This is a genomic window from Micromonospora sp. ATLC20 (genome assembly GCF_057196585.1).
Genome location: NZ_JBXUOV010000067.1, coordinates 1 through 18,696, shown reverse-complemented (window position 1 = coordinate 18,696; position 18,696 = coordinate 1). Strand labels below are relative to the sequence as shown.

The 18,696-nt window shown below is 73.6% G+C and carries 28 protein-coding genes; 12 read left to right on the top strand and 16 right to left on the bottom strand.

The features are described 5' to 3' along the window. Position 1: 1 nt before the first annotated feature. Positions 2-469 (bottom strand): SAM-dependent methyltransferase, encoded by a 468-nt coding sequence (locus AC2CHG_RS16130; RefSeq protein WP_262015479.1) that lies wholly within the window; start codon positions 467-469, stop codon positions 2-4. Positions 470-540: 71 nt separating this feature from the next. Between AC2CHG_RS16130 and AC2CHG_RS16125 the strand changes: the two genes are divergently transcribed. From AC2CHG_RS16125 to AC2CHG_RS16115, 3 genes are all read left to right on the top strand, one after another. Next, entirely contained in the window at positions 541-1,395 is an 855-nt protein-coding gene (locus AC2CHG_RS16125) for a PhzF family phenazine biosynthesis protein (RefSeq protein WP_262015478.1), read from the top strand. Between the two features lie 130 nt (positions 1,396-1,525). Then, positions 1,526-1,894 (top strand): YciI family protein, encoded by a 369-nt coding sequence (locus AC2CHG_RS16120; RefSeq protein WP_484525031.1) that lies wholly within the window; start codon positions 1,526-1,528, stop codon positions 1,892-1,894. Between the two features lie 82 nt (positions 1,895-1,976). Further along, positions 1,977-2,438, top strand: coding sequence for a hypothetical protein (locus tag AC2CHG_RS16115; protein ID WP_484525030.1), 462 nt, complete (start codon positions 1,977-1,979; stop codon positions 2,436-2,438). A 37-nt stretch (positions 2,439-2,475) separates the two neighbouring features. On the opposite strand, the gene AC2CHG_RS16110 is transcribed toward AC2CHG_RS16115, so the two are convergent. Then, a complete protein-coding gene (locus AC2CHG_RS16110; RefSeq protein WP_262015475.1) occupies positions 2,476-2,880 on the bottom strand; it encodes a nuclear transport factor 2 family protein in 405 nt (134 codons plus the stop codon). Between the two features lie 67 nt (positions 2,881-2,947). On the opposite strand from AC2CHG_RS16110, the gene AC2CHG_RS16105 reads away from it, so the two are divergent. Next, the gene (locus AC2CHG_RS16105; RefSeq protein ID WP_366620580.1) at positions 2,948-3,484 is read left to right on the top strand and encodes a TetR/AcrR family transcriptional regulator; all 537 of its coding nucleotides are present in this window, start codon (positions 2,948-2,950) and stop codon (positions 3,482-3,484) included. A gap of 195 nt (positions 3,485-3,679) precedes the next feature. Then, the gene (locus AC2CHG_RS16100) at positions 3,680-4,411 is read left to right on the top strand and encodes an alpha/beta hydrolase (RefSeq protein ID WP_366620582.1); all 732 of its coding nucleotides are present in this window, start codon (positions 3,680-3,682) and stop codon (positions 4,409-4,411) included. A 22-nt stretch (positions 4,412-4,433) separates the two neighbouring features. Here AC2CHG_RS16100 and AC2CHG_RS16095 read toward each other — a convergent pair whose 3' ends face one another. Genes AC2CHG_RS16095 through AC2CHG_RS16085 form a run of 3 tightly spaced genes read right to left on the bottom strand, consistent with a single transcriptional unit; the run spans position 4,434 to position 5,621 of the window. Continuing rightward, positions 4,434-5,036 carry a hypothetical protein gene (locus AC2CHG_RS16095; RefSeq protein ID WP_484525029.1) on the bottom strand — a complete coding sequence of 201 codons (603 nt, stop codon included), beginning with the start codon at positions 5,034-5,036 and terminating at the stop codon, positions 4,434-4,436. Continuing rightward, complete coding sequence (locus AC2CHG_RS16090; RefSeq protein WP_269696814.1) at positions 5,033-5,422, bottom strand: VOC family protein; 390 nt, start codon at positions 5,420-5,422, stop codon at positions 5,033-5,035. The genes AC2CHG_RS16095 and AC2CHG_RS16090 overlap by 4 nt, the downstream gene beginning before the upstream one ends. A gap of 4 nt (positions 5,423-5,426) precedes the next feature. After that, positions 5,427-5,621, bottom strand: coding sequence for a helix-hairpin-helix domain-containing protein (locus AC2CHG_RS16085; RefSeq protein WP_366620588.1), 195 nt, complete (start codon positions 5,619-5,621; stop codon positions 5,427-5,429). Positions 5,622-5,797: 176 nt separating this feature from the next. On the opposite strand from AC2CHG_RS16085, the gene AC2CHG_RS16080 reads away from it, so the two are divergent. Further along, positions 5,798-7,189 carry an alpha/beta hydrolase gene (locus tag AC2CHG_RS16080; protein ID WP_484525028.1) on the top strand — a complete coding sequence of 464 codons (1,392 nt, stop codon included), beginning with the start codon at positions 5,798-5,800 and terminating at the stop codon, positions 7,187-7,189. 10 nt (positions 7,190-7,199) lie between these two features. Here the strand turns inward: AC2CHG_RS16080 and AC2CHG_RS16075 are convergent, their stop codons facing one another. The 5 genes from AC2CHG_RS16075 to AC2CHG_RS16055 are packed head-to-tail and all read right to left on the bottom strand — an operon-like array spanning position 7,200 to position 10,764. After that, positions 7,200-8,261 (bottom strand): hypothetical protein, encoded by a 1,062-nt coding sequence (locus AC2CHG_RS16075; protein ID WP_366620592.1) that lies wholly within the window; start codon positions 8,259-8,261, stop codon positions 7,200-7,202. 33 nt (positions 8,262-8,294) lie between these two features. Further along, on the bottom strand, positions 8,295-8,615 hold the full coding sequence (locus AC2CHG_RS16070; RefSeq protein ID WP_194801797.1) for a PadR family transcriptional regulator: 321 nt from the start codon (positions 8,613-8,615) through the stop codon (positions 8,295-8,297). A 41-nt stretch (positions 8,616-8,656) separates the two neighbouring features. Beyond that, positions 8,657-9,145 carry a YcxB family protein gene (locus AC2CHG_RS16065; protein ID WP_357209638.1) on the bottom strand — a complete coding sequence of 163 codons (489 nt, stop codon included), beginning with the start codon at positions 9,143-9,145 and terminating at the stop codon, positions 8,657-8,659. A 57-nt stretch (positions 9,146-9,202) separates the two neighbouring features. Next, complete coding sequence (locus AC2CHG_RS16060; RefSeq protein ID WP_366620594.1) at positions 9,203-9,946, bottom strand: SAM-dependent methyltransferase; 744 nt, start codon at positions 9,944-9,946, stop codon at positions 9,203-9,205. 53 nt (positions 9,947-9,999) lie between these two features. Further along, positions 10,000-10,764 carry a hypothetical protein gene (locus tag AC2CHG_RS16055; protein WP_484525027.1) on the bottom strand — a complete coding sequence of 255 codons (765 nt, stop codon included), beginning with the start codon at positions 10,762-10,764 and terminating at the stop codon, positions 10,000-10,002. 126 nt (positions 10,765-10,890) lie between these two features. Here AC2CHG_RS16055 and AC2CHG_RS16050 point away from each other — a divergent pair, with 126 nt between their 5' ends. After that, positions 10,891-11,355: a MarR family winged helix-turn-helix transcriptional regulator gene (locus AC2CHG_RS16050; RefSeq protein ID WP_269696819.1), complete on the top strand. Its 465-nt coding sequence runs from the start codon at positions 10,891-10,893 to the stop codon at positions 11,353-11,355. Between the two features lie 14 nt (positions 11,356-11,369). Here the strand turns inward: AC2CHG_RS16050 and AC2CHG_RS16045 are convergent, their stop codons facing one another. The 4 genes from AC2CHG_RS16045 to AC2CHG_RS16030 form a co-directional block, all read right to left on the bottom strand. Next, positions 11,370-11,594 carry a hypothetical protein gene (locus tag AC2CHG_RS16045; RefSeq protein ID WP_484525026.1) on the bottom strand — a complete coding sequence of 75 codons (225 nt, stop codon included), beginning with the start codon at positions 11,592-11,594 and terminating at the stop codon, positions 11,370-11,372. A gap of 112 nt (positions 11,595-11,706) precedes the next feature. After that, entirely contained in the window at positions 11,707-12,312 is a 606-nt protein-coding gene (locus AC2CHG_RS16040; protein WP_366620600.1) for a YdeI/OmpD-associated family protein, read from the bottom strand. Positions 12,313-12,341: 29 nt separating this feature from the next. Then, positions 12,342-12,752, bottom strand: a complete 411-nt coding sequence (locus AC2CHG_RS16035) for a diguanylate cyclase (protein ID WP_194801754.1) — start codon at positions 12,750-12,752, stop codon at positions 12,342-12,344. A gap of 142 nt (positions 12,753-12,894) precedes the next feature. Then, positions 12,895-13,263 (bottom strand): winged helix-turn-helix transcriptional regulator, encoded by a 369-nt coding sequence (locus AC2CHG_RS16030; RefSeq protein ID WP_318333780.1) that lies wholly within the window; start codon positions 13,261-13,263, stop codon positions 12,895-12,897. A 61-nt stretch (positions 13,264-13,324) separates the two neighbouring features. On the opposite strand from AC2CHG_RS16030, the gene AC2CHG_RS16025 reads away from it, so the two are divergent. Beyond that, the gene (locus tag AC2CHG_RS16025) at positions 13,325-13,990 is read left to right on the top strand and encodes an NAD(P)-dependent oxidoreductase (protein WP_484525025.1); all 666 of its coding nucleotides are present in this window, start codon (positions 13,325-13,327) and stop codon (positions 13,988-13,990) included. Here the strand turns inward: AC2CHG_RS16025 and AC2CHG_RS16020 are convergent. Then, positions 13,987-14,643 (bottom strand): HAD family hydrolase, encoded by a 657-nt coding sequence (locus AC2CHG_RS16020; protein WP_484525024.1) that lies wholly within the window; start codon positions 14,641-14,643, stop codon positions 13,987-13,989. The genes AC2CHG_RS16025 and AC2CHG_RS16020 overlap by 4 nt on opposite strands. A 62-nt stretch (positions 14,644-14,705) precedes the next feature. Between AC2CHG_RS16020 and AC2CHG_RS16015 the strand changes: the two genes are divergently transcribed. The 3 genes from AC2CHG_RS16015 to AC2CHG_RS16005 all read left to right on the top strand — a co-directional run bounded on the left by AC2CHG_RS16015 (position 14,706) and on the right by AC2CHG_RS16005 (position 17,030). Then, the gene (locus AC2CHG_RS16015; RefSeq protein WP_484525023.1) at positions 14,706-15,287 is read left to right on the top strand and encodes a carboxymuconolactone decarboxylase family protein; all 582 of its coding nucleotides are present in this window, start codon (positions 14,706-14,708) and stop codon (positions 15,285-15,287) included. Positions 15,288-15,371: 84 nt separating this feature from the next. Then, positions 15,372-16,346, top strand: a complete 975-nt coding sequence (locus tag AC2CHG_RS16010) for a DUF1152 domain-containing protein (RefSeq protein WP_484525022.1) — start codon at positions 15,372-15,374, stop codon at positions 16,344-16,346. A gap of 39 nt (positions 16,347-16,385) precedes the next feature. Further along, a complete protein-coding gene (locus AC2CHG_RS16005; RefSeq protein ID WP_262015455.1) occupies positions 16,386-17,030 on the top strand; it encodes an alpha/beta fold hydrolase in 645 nt (214 codons plus the stop codon). A gap of 46 nt (positions 17,031-17,076) precedes the next feature. Here AC2CHG_RS16005 and AC2CHG_RS16000 read toward each other — a convergent pair whose 3' ends face one another. Then, positions 17,077-18,315 carry an MFS transporter gene (locus AC2CHG_RS16000; RefSeq protein WP_484525021.1) on the bottom strand — a complete coding sequence of 413 codons (1,239 nt, stop codon included), beginning with the start codon at positions 18,313-18,315 and terminating at the stop codon, positions 17,077-17,079. 114 nt (positions 18,316-18,429) lie between these two features. Between AC2CHG_RS16000 and AC2CHG_RS15995 the strand changes: the two genes are divergently transcribed. Continuing rightward, positions 18,430-18,696, top strand: a 267-nt coding sequence (locus AC2CHG_RS15995) for a LysR family transcriptional regulator (RefSeq protein ID WP_484525020.1), incomplete at its 3' end; no start/stop codon positions are given.

Sequence of the window (18,696 nt, the reverse complement as noted above, 5' to 3'; positions counted from 1 at the left end):
GCTACGGCCGGAAGTAGTCGGACATCATGCCGCTGACCCACTCCGGCTGCCTGACGTCGGCGGGGACGAACTCCTTCAGCACCGGCTTCAGGTCGATCACGGGCGTGCCCGACACCGCGTCGAGCCCCACCACCGTCAGTTCCCGGCCGTCGACGGACTCGATCCGGCAGCACGTCACGCCGATCCGGTTCGGCCGGCGCGGCCCACGACCGGCGAACACGCCCATCGGCGGCAGGTCGGCCCGGCCCCGGTAGGGGCGGGGCTCGCGGTGGTCGCCGCCGTCCGGGAAACCGTCGAAGACGAACAGCACCTCCACATGGGAGAACCCGTCCAGGCCCTGTAGACACGCCTCGCCGAAGCGCTCGTCGACGACGACGGTGCTGCGGACCGCACCCCAGTTGTCGCTGTGCTGGATGTCCGTCCGGTCGTTGCGGACCGTACCGATGGGGGTGATCTCGAAACTGGGCATGCCCGGAGAGTAGTTCCGCGTGGCTCGCCTCGGGGCCCACGAGCCGGACCGCCGCCGCTAGGCTCGTGATCATGGACATTCTCCGATACGCCGCGTTCACCGCCGACCCCGCCGGTGGCAACCCGGCCGGTGTCGTGCTGGACGCCACCGGAGCGGGCGACGCGGAGATGCAGCAGGTGGCGGCCGAGGTCGGCTACTCCGAGACGGCGTTCCTCGTGCCCGCCGGCGGGGGCGGGCGGTTCACCGTCCGCTACTTCAGCCCCAAGGCGGAGGTGCCGTTCTGCGGACACGCCACGATCGCGTCGGCGGTCGCGTACGCGCAGCGGCACGGCCCCGGTGTGCTCCACCTGGACACCCGCGCCGGGCTGGTCGAGGTCGCCACGAGCGTGCAGGCCGACGGCGCCACCACCGCCACGCTGACGAGCGTCGCGCCGCGTACCGTACCCCTTGCCGCGGACGACCTGGCGGCGCTGCTCGCCGCGTTGCGCTGGTCGCCGGACGATCTCGACGCGACGCTGCCGCCGCGTGTCGCGTACGCCGGGGCCTGGCATCCGATCGTGGCCGGCGCGACCCGGCAGCGCCTGGCGGACCTGGACTACGACATGGCGGCGTTGAGCGCGCTGATGGCCGAACGGGACTGGACGACGATCGACCTCGTGCACCGCGAGTCCCCGCTGGTGTTCCACGCGCGCAACCCGTTCCCGCCCGGCGGCGTGGTCGAGGACGCCGCGACCGGCGCGGCGGCGGCCGCGTTCGGCGGTTACCTGCGCGAGCTGGGCCTGGTGCGGCCGCCCGCGACGGTGACCGTGCGGCAGGGCGAGGACATGGGCCGCCCGAGCCTGCTCACCGTCGGCATCCCCGCCGGGGACGGCGCCGGGATCGCGGTGACCGGCACCGCCGTGCCCATCCCGGAGGACGCCGGATGAGGCCGGACCACGACGACGGCTTCGCCGAGCAGCTTCGGCAGGGGGCACACAGCGTCGCATCCGGGGCGGCTCGTTCGTAGTACGGGTGAGAGGCGGCCGCACCGGGCCGCACGGACAAGGGAGTCATGGCATGCCGCGGTACCTGATCTCGTTCAACGACGGCGCGATGGACCACATCCCCGCCGAGGAGATCCCCCAGGTGGGCAAGGAGGCGCACGCCGTCGTCCAGGAGGCCGTGAACGCCGGTGTGTTCGTGTACGGCACCGGGCTCGAACGCCAGCAGGCGACCATCGTGGGTACGGACGGTGCGGTCACCGACGGACCGTTTCCCGAGACCAAGGAGGTCATCGGTGGGTTCGTGATCGTGGACGTGGCCTCCCATGAGGACGCGCTGAAGTGGGCCGCCAAGATCGCCGCATCGTGCCGCTGCGCGCAGGAGGTCCGCGAGATCATGCCCGACCCCGAGACGGAGGCGATTCTCCGCGCGGCCGGTGAGTGACAGGTCCGAAGCCGACGCGATGACGGGATGGGCGTGGCACCCGGACGGAGGCCACGCCCACCATGATCGATAGCCTCGTGCGGTGAAACGTGAACTCGCCGCACTCTCCCTGCTGTTCGTCGTCTCCGCGTGCGCGCCCGCGGACCCCGCGCCGTCGACGTCCGCCACCCCGTCGTCGTCCGCCGCGGCGTCCTCGGCCGCTCCTCAGGCCGGCTCGACCGCGCCCGCGGACAAGGTCGCGGCCGGTGCGTGCAACATGGTGGCCCGGGTGGTCGAGCAGCAGGACGTCCGTTTCACCTCGAACTCGCCGATCGCCATGCGTGCCCGCAAGGCGGCCGACCCGGGCGTCCGGGACGCCGGCGAGCGACTGGCGGTGGCGGCGAAGGAATCCGGGGACATGTTCGTCCGTAACGACCCGAACGCGGACACCGGCCCGGTCGACGCGCGCATGGCCGAGGCGCAGCGCGGGCTCCTCACCGCGTGCACGGAGCTGTTCGGCCCGCAGCCGTGGCCGTTCGCCCCGTCGCCGACACCGTCCTCCTGAGCGGGGCGGCGCGCGGCGCTCCTGTGGTGGTCCAGCCTCACGCCTGGCCGGCGGCCTGAGCGATGGCGAGCGTGTGCTGGTACTCGCGCCAGTGGGCCAGCTTGCCGTCCCGGGTCCGCAACACCCCGATGAAAGGCGCGGATCCGGTCGCCCCGGTCACCGTGTGCGTGCCGACGAGTTCGTACTCGACCACGATCACCTCGGGATCCGCCGTCTCGTGTACGACCACGCCGCGGCAGTCGTCGAACCGCACCGGGAACACCGCCCGGCCCGCCCGCGTGTAGTCGAGAACGGGTTGCTTCCCCTCGGTGCGCGTCGGCTGGCCGGGCGCGGCGAAGGGCGTCTCGACCACCACGTCGTCGGCCAGCGAATCCGCGTCGAAGGCGGGCAGACCGGCCAGCCATCGGGCGCGCATGCTCTCGAAGATCTCCTGTGGTGTCATGCCGCCCTCCGAGATAATGAGTCGTCACTCGACTTGTGTCCGTGAGAATAATGAGTGGAGGCTCATTTTGGTAGAGGGTCCGCCGCTGCGCGCCGACGCGCAACGCAACAGGGCACGCATCCTGGACGCCGCCGAGGCGGTCTTCGCAGAGTTCGGCACCCGTACCTCCACCGAGCAGGTGGCCCGCAGGGCGGGCGTTGCCATCGGCACGGTCTTCCGTCATTTCCCCACGAAGGAGGACCTGCTCGTCGCGCTCATGAAGCGACTGCTCGCACAGCTCGCCGACGAGGCGGGACGACACGACCTCTTCGGGTTCTTCAGATACACCGTGGCGCAGGCCGCCGCGAAGAAGACCGCAGTCGAACTACTCGCCGGATCCGGGGTGGACATCCGGCTTCCGGACGCGGTGGGTCACCTGGAGGAGGCGGTGGGCAGGCTGCTGGAACAGGCCCAGGCCGCCGGAACCGTCGCCGACTCGGTACGGCTACCCGAGGTGATGGCGCTGCTCACCGGCATGTGCCAGGGCGCACTGCACGGGGGCTGGGACGAGCATCTGCAAGCCCGGACGCTGACTGTCGTCTTCGCCGGCTTCGAGCGCGGCTGACGGTCCGGCGCGGATCACGCCGCGATAAACCGGTTGGCCGGCCCCGGCGGGCGCTGCTACCTTGCCGGTGGCCGTGCCGGAGAACGAGGGAGGTGGTACCCGTGACCGCAGTAACGACATGGGTGCTCCCCTCGGGGGTCACGGCCGGGCGATAGGTCGTCCGGGAGCGCCGACGCACTCCCGAGAGGCACGACCATGCGCTTCACCTCCGAACAACGCCTCGCCGACGAGGTCCGCGAACGCGAGTTCACCCTCGGCGGGATCCCCGGCCTCCTGTGGACGCCCGCGTCCGCGTCCGCCCCGGTCCCGCTGATCCTGCTCGGCCACCCCGGCGGACTGCGCCGGATGTATCCCCGCCTGCTGGCCCGGGCGGAGGGCTGCGTCGCGCAGGGCTTCGCGGCCGCCACCCTCGAACTTCCCGGCAGCGGCGACCGGCCCGCGTCCGCCGCCGCCGAGCAGGCCCGCGCCGACCTGCGCCGGGCACTGGCAGCCGGTGAGCCGGTCGCCGACGAGGTGGTCGACCGGCTCGTCCTGCCGCTGGTGGAGGAGGCGGTCCCGGAGTGCCGGGCCGCGCTGGACGCCCTGCTCGCACTGCCCGAGATCGGCGGCCCGGTCGGCTACGCCGGCGGCGTGATCTCGATCGGCGTACGGCTGGCGCTTGTCGAACCCCGCATCGTGGCGGCGCTCCTGTTCGCCGGGAGCTTCGTGCCGCGCACCATCGTCGAGGAGGCCCGGCGGGTCACCATCCCGCTGCACGTCCTGCTCCAGTGGGACGACGAGGGCAACGACCGGCAGATGGCACTGGACCTGTTCGACGCCTTCGGCTCGGCGGAGAAGACGCTGCACGCCAACATGGGCGGTCACACCGGCGTGCCGTGGTTCGAGGGGGAGCCCGCGAACCGGTTCTTCGCCCGGCACCTGAGGTAGGGCAGGGACGCCGGATGTTCGCCTACCAGCTCGCGGTCCAGCTGTACCAGGGACCACCGAGATGCGTGAAGCGCGGGGCTTCGAAGTCCTCGTTCGCGAGGTCCTCGGTGGGGCCCTGCGGCAGGTAGGCGAACCCGGCGTCGTCGAGCATGTACCCGTTGCTCTCGTAGAGCACCACTCCGCCGGGCACGGTGTAGGCCGAGGTGATGCGGTAGGTGCCGATCCGGTGCGGCACCGGCACCTTCGACCACTCGGCGTCCTGCGGGCCGGCTGCGGGCAGCGTGGCGACCACCCGCTCGAACGCGCCACGGCTCACCGCCCAGCGGGCCTGGAACGGCGCTCCGGCCACGACCAGCGCCCCCGTCAGCACGACGATCACCGGGGCGACCAGGAACCGCCAGGACCAGCGGCGGCGCTCCACCACGAAGAAGCCCACCAGGATGGCCCAGCCCAGACCGGTCACGGCGAGCAGGAGCACCACGCCGAGCATCACGACGAAGACGAAGCCGGGGACACTGACGGCCCAGAGCAGACACGCCGCGGTGATCGCCACCCCGAGGTGCAGGGTCCGCCAGGCGTTCCTCGTCCAGCGGTCGGCCGGCCGGCCGCCGCGCGCGCCGGTCATGCGGATCCGTCCACCGGCGACGCCCAGGTGGGGCGCCTGATCAGGCAGAACGGGTGACCGGCCGGGTCCGCGTACACGTGGTCGCCCGGCAACCGCCGTGCGCCCAGCGCGAGCACCGCCTCGCCCGCCGCGTCCTGGTCGTCGACCATCACGTCGAGGTGCATCTGCTGCGGCACCGCCGGATCCGGCCATGTCGGCGGCGTCAGGCCGGGGGCGCGCTGGAACGCCAGCCCGGACGTCGCCGTACTCGCCGATACCACGGTGAAGTCGTCGTCCGCGTACGTGATCGGGTCACCGAGGACCGCGCTCCAGAACCGTGCCTCGGCCATCGGGTCCGGGCAGTCGACGATCAGGTGGTGGAGCCGCCCGAATGGCACAGCGGTCACCCCGTCAGCTCAGCCGCAGGTCGTGCTCGGCGAGGGCGGCCTCGATGACGCCAAGCGCCTTCGGCCCCATGCCGTGCAGCCGGGCCAGCTCCGCGCGCGGCACCCCGGCGAGCCGGCGCAGCGTGGTGTAGCCGGCGGCGGTCAGCGCCCGCGTGGCCGGTGCGCCGATCTTCGGCAGGCGATCCAGGGGCGAGGTCATCGCCAGATGCTAGACCGCCACGGGTACGGCTCGCCTGCCGTAACCCGGCGTCAGGGACGGAATGGGGGAAAGACCCGACGGGCATATCGGGGCGTTTCCGTATGGGACTCGGGTGGGACGCCGCTGAAGAATCGACGAGCATCCAGATACCGGGAGGTGCCGTGTACCGACGTACCATGGCCGTCGCTCTGTCCGTGCTCACCGTCCTGGCAGGACTGCCCGGCGCGGCGCGCGCCGGGCTCCCACCGCCGCGCCTCGCCTGGGGCGAGTGCGCCGACGACCTGCCGGACGTCCCGCCGGATCCGCGCGTGCGGTGCGCCCGGCTCAGACTGCCGGTGGACTGGGCCCGGCCGAACGGCCCGACGTTCGACCTCGCCGTGGCACGCCGGTCCGCGCGCCTGCCGGAGCAGCGGGTGGGCACGCTGGTGTTCGGGCCGGGCGGCCCCGGCGACTCGGGGGTGGAACGCATCCGCAGGGGCGACCGGTTCAGCGACGAGTTGCTGGACCGGTTCGACCTGGTCAGCTTCGACCCGCGCACCGTGGCCCGTACCGCCGCGCCCGTCTGCACGCCGGATCCGGCGCTGCGCAGGCCGCCCGTCCCGCTTGCCGGTCAGGCGGACTTCGACGCCGCGGTGGCCTACAACCAGGCCTTGTGGAGCAGGTGCCGCCCGACCAGCCCGGTGTTCGACCACGCCGACACGCTCAGCACCGTCCGTGACCTCGAGGCGTTGCGGCGTGCGCTGGGGGAGCGGCGGCTGTCCTTCCACGGCAGCTCGTACGGCACCCTGCTGGGCCAGCAGTACGCCGAGCGGTACCCCGGCCACGTGCGGGCCGTCGTGCTGGAGGGCGTGTTCGACCACAGCCTCGACGTGCGGTCCTTCATACGGACTCAGGCCGCCGCGTTGCAGGACGCGTTCGACGAGTTCGTCTCCTGGTGCGACAGCTCGGCGGACTGTGTGCTCCACGATCGGGACGTGCGATCGGTGTGGGCGCGGGTGCTGGCCCGCGCGGACCGTGGTGAGTACGCCCCCCGCACCGCCTTCGACGTCACCGCCGTGGCACTCGGCATGCTCGCCGGCCCGCGCTGGGCGCAACTCGCCGCGATCGTGCGGGACATGGACGCCGGTACGCCGCCACCGGCCGTGAATCTCTCGATCTCGGTCGCGGCGTTCTGCGCGGACTGGCCCGCCGAGGTACGCGACTACGCCGAGTACGCCGGCCTGGTCCGGGAAGCCAGGGCGGCCGCCCCGGACGTCCGGTACGGCGCCGGTCTGCTGGCCGTGCAGACCTGCCTGGGCTGGCCGTCCCCGGTCCGTAATCCGCCGCACGAGCTGAACGTGCACACCCGCACGCCGCTGCTGCTGCTCAACTCCCGGCACGATCCCCGTACCGGCTACGCCTGGGCGGTGGACGTCGCCCGGCAACTCGGCCGGCACGGGCGTCTGGTCACCTACGAGGGCTGGGGCCACGGCACCTACCAGCGCAACGACTGCACGACTGCCGTGGTGGACAGGTACCTCGTCGATCTGACGGTGCCCGCCACCGGCACGCGATGCCCGGCTAGCTAGCCCGGCGCCGCTAGACCGCCGGGTCCGACGCCCCGGCGAGGGTGCGGCCCGCCGGGCGCCGGTGCGGCAGCGCCGCCAGCCCCAGCGCGACGATCAGCAGGACCGCGCCGAGCAGGAACGGCAACGACAGGGTGGGCTGGCCGAGCCACTCCCACGGCACGTGCCAGCGCGGATGCGGCTCGCTCAGGTGGTGCGTGAGCATCATCGGCGCGCCGAGCAGGGTCGGCGCGGCCCAGAACACCATCGCGACGCCGTACAGAACCTTCGCCGGGCCCTGCACCAGCGGGCGTCCTCCCTCGGTGCGGCGGCTCGCCCAGCCGAACAGCACCCAGCCGCCGAGCGTGCCCAGCACGAAGCCGAGCAGACCCGCGGGATACGCGGCGCCGGGGGTGGCGCGGCTGAGGGTGAGGTTCATCGAACCCTCGGCGTTGAGCTCCGCGGCGAGGATGTGGTCGCCGCGTCCGGCGTACACGGTGATGTCGGAGGGGATGGACGCCGGGTCGCACTGCGGACTGCCGGGGACGCAGCCGTACGCGTCGGTTCTGACGGGCTCGCTCCGCTCCCACCCGGCGGCGTCCAGGCGTTGCCGCAGGTCGGTGAGGCCGCCGGCCGGCGTCTGGTCGAACGACGCGGTCAGCTCGGCCAGTGCGTACTCGCCGCCGTCACCGAGGAGCAGCTCGGACAGGAGGTCCTCGTTCAGCGGGTGGCCGTAGATGAGGAACACGGCGGGCGGGTCGTCCCGGTCGATGTGGCTGACCTGCCGGTCCGGGTAGAGCTGCCCGACCACGGCGGCGAGGTCCCGGTGGTCGAGCGGGCGGGAGCCGAGCCACGCGAGCCAGGTGCAGAACGACGCGGCGAACAAACCGCAGACCACCGCGAAGACCGCCGCCCAGGCCACCACGGTACGGCTCGCCGGCCGCCCCAGCCGGGCACGCAGACCATGACGTACGAGATTCGCCGCGACCCGGGTACGCCGATGGGCCGGGCCGACGTCCCGTACCGTCTCCAGGATCTCGGCCCCGCGCGCCCGGCGGTAGTCGCGGGGGTAGGCCAGCAGCAGCCAGCGATGCATGGATGTCTCCCTCGGGAGCCGCGACGGTGGGGGTCAGGCGGTGCGGGGCCGTAGGGCGCGCAGCCGGGACTCGGCGGCGGACGCGAGCTGTCGCAGCCGCTCGGTCTGGCGTGCCAGCTCGGCCCGGCCGTCGGCGCGCAGCCGGTAGTAGCGGCGCAGCCGGCCGTCGACGACCTCTTCGTGACTGAGTTCGGCGAGGCCCTGCGCGACGAGGCGGTCCAGGGCGGCGTAGAGGGTGCCCGGCAGCAGGTTGACGCGACCGCCGGACAGGCCGGTGACCTCCTGGATGATCCCGTAGCCGTGGCGCGGCTCGTCGGCCAGCGCGGTCAGGATCAGGAAGGTCGCCTCGCGCATCTCACTCACCGAGGCAACATATACAGCCGATCAATGCATGGTCAACGGTCGCCGAGAAGGTGCCGCTCGGCCATGAAGGCGCGCAACGTCCCGGCGTCCTCGGCGGACATCAGCCACCGGGGGATCACCGTGGCCGGCATGCGTCCCACGTACACGATCCAGAAATCAGGGGTCTCGGTGACCCGCGTGACGCCGTCCCAGGCGATGCCGCCGGACTCCGAACCGCTGCGCATCATGATGTTGCGGTCGTCGATGTCGTAGCCGCCCTCGACGGCGTACCCGCCGGAGCGGCGCCGGGCCCGCCACCGCACCCACGGCGCGTACAGCATCGACAGCACGCCGGCCACGATCAACGCGGTCCACAGCGACGCGAACCGCGCCGACGCCTGGGAGGCGATCCAGCCGATCACCCCGATCGCGGCGAGGGCCGCGCCGATGTAGCCGAACCGGCGCAGCCGGGCGGCGGCGAGCGCGGCGGCCACGCGGGCCGGATAGGCGGGATCGGCCGGTACGGCGAAACGGATCTGCACGCCCGAACGATAGTGCCCCGCCCGCCTGTCCCGGGTCGGACCCGCACCGCCCGCCGCTCAGATCCGGCGCAGCACGAACGTCACGAAGCCCAGCATGTTCCGGTACCCCCGCAGCCACTGGTCACGGTGCTCGCGGGCGGCCGTCAGCGCCCCGGCGGCGTCCGGGTGACCGGGGTTGTCCAGCGCCCACTCGGTGAGCGAGCCGGTCCACGACCACTCGTAGTCGTCCCACTCGGCGGTGTCGCTGACGTGCGCGTACACCGGGGCCCAGCCCGCCTGCTCGGCGGCGTCGACCAGACCGGCGAGGTCGGCGTGGTCGTCCGGTTTCGCCCCCAGCGCCGCCAGCGCCCCCGGCGACGGCGGCACCTGCCAGAACCCCTCGCCGACCATCAGGATGCCGTCGGGCTTCACGTGCCGGCCGGCCAGCCTCAGCGTCTCGCCGAAGCCGCCGAGTGCGTGCGTCGACCCGACGCACAGCACCAGGTCGTAGTCGCCGTCCGGCACGTACGCTCGGGCGTCGCGCTCGTGCAGGGTGAGCCGGTCGGCGAGGCCGCGTTCGGCGGCGGCGTCCGCTGCGCGTTCGAGCGCGTACGGGCTGAGGTCCACGCCGTCGGCGTGCCCGTCCGGGTAGTGCGCGAGAGCCTGCAACGCCCAGGCGGCCTCACCGCAGCCGAGATCGAGGATCCGGGCCTCCGGCCGCCGGCCCGCTCGGCGCAGCAGCCGGTTGAGGCTGAGGCCGGAGATCGGGGCCGCGATCGGGTGGTGCGAGTGCGCGATGCTGCTCAGGCGTTGACGGTCCATCGCCGCAGTCAACACGAGGACGGCGGGCCCGCGCACGCGGGTGGCCGCGCCGGTCAGTGCCGGCAGACGATCGTGGCGTCATCGGTGGCGACGCCCCCGCGTGCCTCGGCCTCGCGGACCCGGCGGATGACGTCCGCCGGGCCGTCGGTCTCCAGCAGGCGCAGCAGCCCTGCCCAGTCGGAGTGCCCGAACGTGTCCACGAGCCGGCTCGCGCCGTTGCTGAGCAGCGCCGCAGTGCCCACCTCGCCGGCCGGGCACGTGCCGGTGACCGCCTCGGCAACCACCGCCGGGTCGTTTTTGGCGACCCAGAAACCGCCGGGGCTGTTGCGGCGGGAGCGCAGTTCCATCAGCAGCCGCCGGTACTCGTCGCCGCCCTCCGGCACGTCCCTCAGCCGCTCCTCGAAGGACCGCGCGATCACCACCTCACGCGGGTCGTGGGCGACGAGCGGCTCGCCGTCCGCACGGCCGACGACAGCCACCGCGTCGCCGAGGACCAGGTGCTCGACGCTGTCGCCGGAGAACCGCAGCATCGCCACCGCCGCGAACGGGCTGATCGGATGGGCGACGTCGCACGTGTCGCGGTGCGCGTCGGTGACCCGCTCGATGCCCTCGGCCAGCACGTCGCGCAGGCTCCGCCCCTGCGCCAGCGCGCCGAGCAACGCGCCGCCGAGCCGGGTCGCGTACCACGCGATGCCGTGATGGCAGATCTCGGCCGCGCCGGCGATGCCGCCGGCACCGTCGACCAGGACCAGGCCGGACGGTACGGCGCCCGCGAAGTCCTCATTGGTACGGCCGGGATGCCCCGCGTCGGTCGCCATCGCTACCTGCATCGGCCCATCATGCCGGGACCGGCCGGTACGCGATGCCCCGCGCGGCCTTGACCTGAAGCCTGGTCGAGGTCCTAGCGTCGTGCTCACCCCGACCACCGCCGGAGGTAGAGCACCATGACGACACCGCACCTGTCCGACGCCGAACTCGCGGGCCAGCCGGCCGCCTACTGGACCGGCGTCGCGTACGAGTCGCTCATCGCCTTCACCCGGGCCCAGCAGGCCGCGCACGGCTTCACCCAGCCCCAGTTCTGGCTCCTGCGCAACCTGTCCCCGAACGACCTCCTGCCCGGTGGCGGCGGACTGACCGTGCCCGAGCTGCGGCACGCGATGCGCTCGTACCTGCGGGCCGAGGACGACCTGGACGCCGAGGCGGAGGTGCTGCGCGAACGCGGCTGGCTGACCCGCGACGCGGACGGCCGGCTACGGATCACCGAGGCGGGGGAGGCCGCCCGGCTCCGCCTCAAGCAGCACGCGCCGGGGATCCGGGCCCGCATCCACGACGGCGTCGACGACGCCGACTACGTCACCACCCTCAAGGTGCTCCGGCGGATGATCCGGAACACCGGCGGCACCGGGTAGCGCACGGACCCGGCTCAGGGCGCCCGAAGCGTCCGGATCGCCAGGCGGGCTCCCTGGTGGAGCAGCACGCCGGCACCGGTGTTCGCGACGGCCAGCCCGGCCGCGCCGAGCAGCCCGGCTCCGACGTCCATCACGCCGGACGCGACCAGCAGGACCGGCCAGCCCAGCGCGGCGGCGACGAGCGACGACCGCCACCAGCGCCCGAGGAGAAGCCCGAACAGGATCAGCGCCGGGATCATCGCGGGCGACCTCCTGCCGTCGGCTCGTTCGAGCCTACGCCCGGCTCACCCCGCCGGTCGCCGGGCGCGGGGTCGTCGCGGCTGCCGGAATCGGCCGTACGGGCGCGGCACGTCACGGAGCGGTCGGTGGCTTCGCCTTCTGCGGGTGGAACGTCTCGTGGCGGGCCAGCATGGCGACGAACTCGCCGATCTTGCGCGTCCGGGTCTCCGCGCGTTTGACCGCGTTGAGCCGGTGGATGAGCGCGAACCGGTTGGCGCTGGTCAGGACATCGAACATGGCCTGGGCGGCGGGCTCGGCCGCGATGGCGGCGAGCAGGTCGGCCGGCACCTCGGCCTCCGACGGCGGCGCGTAGGCCGCCGCCCACCGGCCGTCCGCCTTCGCGGCCTCCACCGCGGCCCGGCCCGCCGGCGTCATCCGCCCCTGTTCCTCCAGCCGGGCCACGTGCCCGACGTTGCGCTGCGACCACGAACTACGGGCCCGGCGCGGGGTGAACCGGATCCAGGAGCTCTCGTGGTCGCGCTTGCGGGCCTGCCCGTCGATCCAGCCGAAGCACAACGCCTCGTCGACCGCCTGCTGCCAGGTCAGCGTGGTGACGGTGCCGCCCTTGCGGGTCAGGGCGAGCCAGACGCCGGGAGACGTGTCGTGATGGGCGGACAACCACGCGCGCAGCGCGTCCGCGTCGGGCACGATCAGCTCGTCCAGCTCAGCGGTTCCCATGACAAGCAGGCTATGCCGGGGGTACGACGCTACTGCCGGACGCCCGGCTCAGCCGCCCGCTGATCCCCGTCGGGCGACGCGTCGGCCGCCCGCCGTATCCGCCGTCCGGCCACCAGCATCGCCACGCCTGCGCCGGCGAGCCCCGCGCCCATCAGACCGCCTCCGATCCCCGTCGCCGGACGGCCCTCACGGAACGCGTACCCCACGGCCGAGGTCAGGATCGGCGTGCCGAGGGCGATCGCCGTCCACCCGGCGAGGACGTCCCCCTTGTCGGCGAAGGCGTTCGTGGTGATGAGGAACGTCAGCACGACGGCCGCGGCGAGGCTGACGAGGATCAGCGCCGCGACGATCAGCGCGGGGTCGCGCGGGAGCAGCCCGGCGGCCGCGGCGAGCACGTAGATGATCGCCGCCGCGATGAGGTTCGCGAGGACGTTCGTCATCACGTTCGCGGCGAACCTGCGCAGGCCGCCGCGCCCGGTGTCGTTGCCGCTGATGGCGTCCCCCGATCGCCGTCGATGCCTACCAGAGCGAGGTTAGGGCGACCGGTCGGCCCGGCACAACGCCTGGTGCCGACAGGTGTGGTCACGGCATCCGTGAGTCGTGCGACCTCCGGGCCGTCAGCACCTCGTCCAGGTGCCGCTCGCTCCACGACCGGGCCGCCGCGACCAGCGTCAGCAGGCTGCGGCCCAGCGGCGTCAGCGCGTACTCCACACGCGGCGGGTTCTCGTCGTAGGCGGTACGCGTGACCAGCCCGTCGCGTTCCATCGCCCGCAACGTCTCGGCCAGCACCTTCGGCGTGATCGTGCGCAGCGGCACCCGCAGCTCGGTGAACCGGCGTGGCCCGTGCTCCAGGCACAGCACCACCATCGCGGTCCACTTGTCGCCGATCTGCAACGGCACCATCCGCGACGGGCAGGCGGGGTGGAACATGTCCGGATCGAGCGGCGTCACCGCCCGAGCGTAACCCCGGTACCGTTGCGGTAACCGGCACCCCGCGGCCTAGCGTCGCGCCATGACCAGCATCGCCGTCTTCGGCGCGGGCGGCCGGGCCGGCCGCGCGATCACCGCCGAGGCCCACCGCCGCGGCCACCGCGTCACAGCCGTCGTCCGCGACCCCGCCCGCCATCCCGACCTCACCTCCGCGGTACGCGGCGACGTCACCGACCCGGAGGCGGTCGCCTCGATCGGGTACGGGCACGACGCCGTCGTCCACGCGGTCAGCCCGGCGTCCGGGCCGGAGGCGCTCGCCGCCGCCGGCCTCGATCCGGAGTTCTTCGTCCGGGCGGCCGACGCGCTGCTGCACGGCCTGACCCGCTCAGGTGTGCCGCGGCTCGTGGCGATCGGCCTGTTCGCCACGCTCAGCGACGCGCACGGCCGGCCCCTCCACGACGACCCGGCCGTCCTGCCCGCCGAGTTGCGGCCGTTCGCGCTCAGCCACGCCGCCGGCCTGGACCGGCTCCGCGCGGCGGACACCACTGTCGACTGGCTGGTGCTCACCCCGCCGGCCGCGCTCGACGTGGACGGCCCCCGCACCGGCCGGTACCGCCTCGGCGGCGAGCAGGCCCCGGCGCTCGCGCACTTGTCGTACGCCGATCTGGCGGTCGCGGTGGTCGACGAGATCGAGGCGCCGCGCCACCACCGCACCCGGCTCTCGGTCTTCGGGGACGGGAAGGTCTAGCCGCCCGCCGCGTTGTGCCGGGCGACCAGAGCCGGCAGCTCGTCCAGCGAGTCGATGCGGAACAGGCACTGCTCGGCCACGTCCGGCATGTCGAGGATGTGGCCCCACGGTCCGCGCCGGATCAGGCACGCCGTCATGCCGGCGGCCATCGCCGGGGCGGCGTCGTTGTCCGGCCGGTCACCCACGTACAGGATCGCCGAGGCGTCGCCGCCGCTCTCGCGGACCACCCGGTCGAAGAACTCCGGCGCCGGCTTCGCCACGCCCCAGGCCGCCGACGTGCCGATCACGTCCACCGCCAGGTCGAGCGCCCGCAGCGTCGCCTCGGCGTGCTCCGGCTGGTTGCCGGCCAGGCCGACGCGCAATCCCTGCTCCCGCAGGGCGGCCAGGCAGGCCCGCGCGTCCGGGTACAGGTCCTCCTCGCCGAACGACTCCGGGTCACCTGCCGCGACCCGGCGCGCGAGTTCGGCGGTGAGGTCGAAGTCCGGCCGGAACGCCCGGAACACCTCCTGGTAGTCCAGCCCACGGGCGATCACCGCGCCGAAGACCGCGGAGAACGTGTGCCGGGGCACGCCCAGCCAGTCCGCCCAGGTCGCGAACTCGCGCGTCTCGTCGAGGATCGTCCCACCCACGTCGAAGAAGACCGCCTGGATCATCAGCGGATCGTACTGTCGTTGATCAGCCAGTGGGGGCCGCCCGGGTGGCGCAGACTGCCCGCATGAATCCCGCCTTCCTCCCCGAACCGCCGCACAGCCCGGCGGCGAAAGCCGCATACGAGGACGATCTCGCCTCAGACGGCTACGTCAACAACCTCACCCGCGTCTGGTGCTGGCGGCCCGACGTGCTGATGTCCTTCCAGAACACCCGCACCGAGCTGCTGTCCGAGTCCACGCTGTCCGCGCGTGAGGTGGCGGTGCTGGTCGCCGCCACGGCCGCCGCGCGGGGCGACTCGTACTGCTCGCTGGCCTGGGGTGCGCGGCTGGCCGGGATGAGCGACGAGGAGACCGCCGCCGCGGTGCTGCGCGGCGACGAGGCGGACCTGTCGGAGCGGGAGACGGCGCTCGCGGACTGGTCCCGCCGGGTCGTGACGGACCCGAACGCCACCATCGAGGCCGACACGCGACGCCTGCGGGAGGCCGGCCTGAGCGACCGGGAGATCTTCGAGGCGACCACGCTGATCGCGTTCCGGCTGGCCTTCTCCACGGTGAACGACGCGCTCGGCGCGCGGCCGGACGCGCAACTGGCGGAGAAGGCGCCACGGCTCGTCCGGGAGGCGGTCACGTTCGGCCGCCCGGTCTGAGCGAGCAGGCCCCGGCCCCGGGCCGCGCCTCGACCGGGCGGCCTCGGGGCAGCGGGCCGCCACGCGAGCGGAGATCATCATCCGGTGACAGACACCGCCGCGTACACGTTGGCCGTTCCGCCGTTGTTCGCCGCCCTGGCCCCGGCGCACGACATCCTGATCGCCGGCGCCGGCGGCGGGTTCGACGTATACGCCGGCCTGCCGCTGGCGCTGGCGTTGTGGCAGGCCGGCAAGCGGGTGCACCTGGCCAGCCTCTCCTTCTCGGAGCTGGAACTGCTCGACCGGCAGGTGTGGGTGGACGAGCACGTCGCGGCGATCCGGCCGGACACCCTCAGCCCGGACTGGTACTTCCCGGAGGCGCACCTGGCCCGCTGGCTCGCGGGCCGGGACCTGCCGTCGACCGTGTACGCCTTCCCGCCGCTGGGCGTGCAGCCGCTGCGGGGGGCGTACCGGCACCTGGTCGACCGGCTCGACCTCGACGCGATCGTGCTCGTCGACGGCGGCACCGACATCCTGCTGCGCGGCGACGAGAGCGGCCTGGGCACCCCGGTGGAGGACATCACCAGCCTGGCCGCCGTGGCCGGGCTGGACGTACCGGTCCGGTTGGTGAGCAGCCTGGGTTTCGGCATCGACGCGCACGACGGCGTCAACCACGTCGAGGTGCTGGAGAACCTGGCCGCGCTGGACCGGGAGGGCGGCTACCTCGGCGCGCTGTCCATTCCCGGCTCCAGCCGTGAGGCCGTGCTCTACCGCGAGGCGGTCGCGCAGGCCCAGGCCGCCACCCCGCACCGGCCGAGCATCGTCCAGGGGCAGATCGCCGCCGCCACCGGCGGTGCGTTCGGAGACGTACGGTTCAGCCGGCGCACCGGCCACGGCGACCTGTTCGTCAACCCCCTCATGGCGATCTACTTCTCCGTCGACCTGCCCCGGCTCGCCGCCCGCTGCCTCTACCTCGACCGGATCGAGAACACGATCGGGCGGCGTCAGGTCATCACCCGCATCGAGGCGTTCCGCGACGAGCTGCGGGCCGCCCGGGTACCCCGGGCGTACCCGCACTGACGGCCACGGCATGTCGTACCGGTGTGGGAGGGTCCGGGCATGACGACGTTCGTGCTCATCCACGGCGGCGGGGGCAGCGCGTGGGACTGGCATCTGCTGGTTCCCGAGCTGGCCGCCCGGGGCCACGACGCGGTGGTGCCGGAGCTGCCGATCGGTGACCGGTCGGCGGGGTTCGCCGAGTTCCGCCAGGCGGTGATCGACGCCGCCGGCGACCGCGACGACCTCGTGGTGGTCGGGCACTCGTACGGCGCGTTCACCGCCCCGCTAGTCGCCGACCGGCTGCCGGTGCGCCTGCTGGTCCTGCTCACGCCGATGATCCCGCGGCCCGGCGAGAAGCCGGGGGACTGGTGGGGCGACACCGGCTACCGCGAGCCGGAAGGGCTCAGCGAGGAGCAGCAGTTCTACAACGGCGTGCCGGCCGAGATCGTCGCCGAGGCGCCCGCGCACGGCCGGGAGCAGGTGAGCGCGGAGTGGGACGAGCCGTGGCCGCTGGCCACCTGGCCGGCCGTGCCGACGACGGTGCTGATCGGCCGCGACGACCGGTTCTTCCCCGCCGACTTCCAGCGCCGGGTGGCCGCCGACCGGCTCGGCGTGGTGCCGGACGAGATCGACGGCGGTCACGCGGTGGCGCTCAGCCGCCCGGGCCCGCTCGCCGACCGGCTGACCGCCTACCTGGCGTCCTGACCGTCGGCCGCCGGGTTCAGGAGACGGCGGCGGCCGGGCGCCGGCTTCAGACGACCGCGGCGGCCGGGCGCGCGGGCTCGGGGTCGCGCGTGTGCCGGCGGGTCGGCAGCAGCAGCGGCGTGGCGAGCAGCAGCACCCCGGACACGGTGATCGCGGCGAGCGGGCCGACGACTGTGGCGAGGACGCCCCACCCGGCCATCAGCGCGGCCTGGGTGAGCCGGCCGGTGACACTCCACGCGGTCAGGACCTGCGCGGTGTGCGCCTGCGGGGTGCGGCGCAGGCGCTCGGTCGCGTAGATCGGGTTGAACACGCCCATGCACGTGATGAGCACCGACTCGACGGCGATCACGGTCAGCAGCCCGGTGGTCCCCGGATGGGTGAACGCGAGGCCGAGCGGGACGATCGACCGCAGCCAGCCGGACGCCGTCATGACCCGCTGCCGCCCGTACCGCCGCACCAGGCGCGGGCTCAGCCGTGCGCCGAGCACGCCGCCGAGCGCGGAGACCCCGAAGACCAGCCCGTACTGCCACGCCGCCACCCGGTACTCACCCAGCAGGAGCACGGCGAGCAGCGGCGCGGTCGCCATGATCAGGCCGCCGACCAGCACCGAGTTGAGGAACAGCCGCCACAGCACCGGGTCGCGGCGCACGAACCGCCAGCCGGTGCCCAGGTCGGCGACGCGTGAGGCGCCCGCCGAGTCGCGGGGCGTGGCCGTGTCGGCGGCCCGGATCCGCCGGACCGCGAGTGCCGACAGCAGGTGGCTCACCGCGTCGGCGGTGATGGTGACGACCGGGCCGAGCAGCCCGACGAGCGCACCGCCGAGCGGCGGCCCGCCCGCCGTCGCAGCCCAGCTCGTCGCTTCGAGCCGTCCGTTCGCCGCCAGCAGCCGATCACCCCGGACCAGGCTCTTCAGGTACGCCCCGGACGCGGCGGTGAACGTGATGCCGGCCGTCCCGCAGACCACCGCGACGACGAGCAACTGGCCGTACGACAACATCCCGAGCGCGTACGCGGCCGGCACGCTCGCCAGCGCCGCGAACCGGACCAGATCCGTCGCGATCATCACCGGCAGCTTCCGCCGGTAGGCCACCCACGGCCCGAGCGGAACCGCCAGCACCGCCGCCACCGCCGACCCCGCCGCCTCCAGGAGCGACACGGCGAACGCCGACGAATCAAGCACCCGCACCGCGATCAGCGGGAACGCGCCGAACGCCAGCCAGGTGCCGTACGTGCTCACCGCGTACGCCGACCACAGCCACCCGAAATCCGAACCCAGCCTCCGCACGCCCCGCCCCCGTCACCGATGCCCCGCGCATCAGACCGGCCGCTCGGGCGCCGGGGCAAACAACCGCCGCCCGGCGCGTCACAACCATCGGCTGGACCGGCCTACTGTGGGCCGGTGGACAGCGAGGCGGTGCGGTCGTTCGTGCGGGCTGCCGAACTCGGGCAGTTCCGGCACGCCGCCGACGAACTGGGCGTCACCCAGCAGGCCGTGTCGAAGCGGATCGCCGCGCTGGAGCGGGAGCTGGGGGTGCGCCTGTTCACCCGTACATCGCGAGGGGTCGAGCTGACACACGACGGCCGGGCGTTCCTCCCGCACGCCCGGGGCGTCGTCGCCGGCGCGGACCGCGCGGTCGCCGCGGTCCGGCCCGGCGCTCGGGCGCCG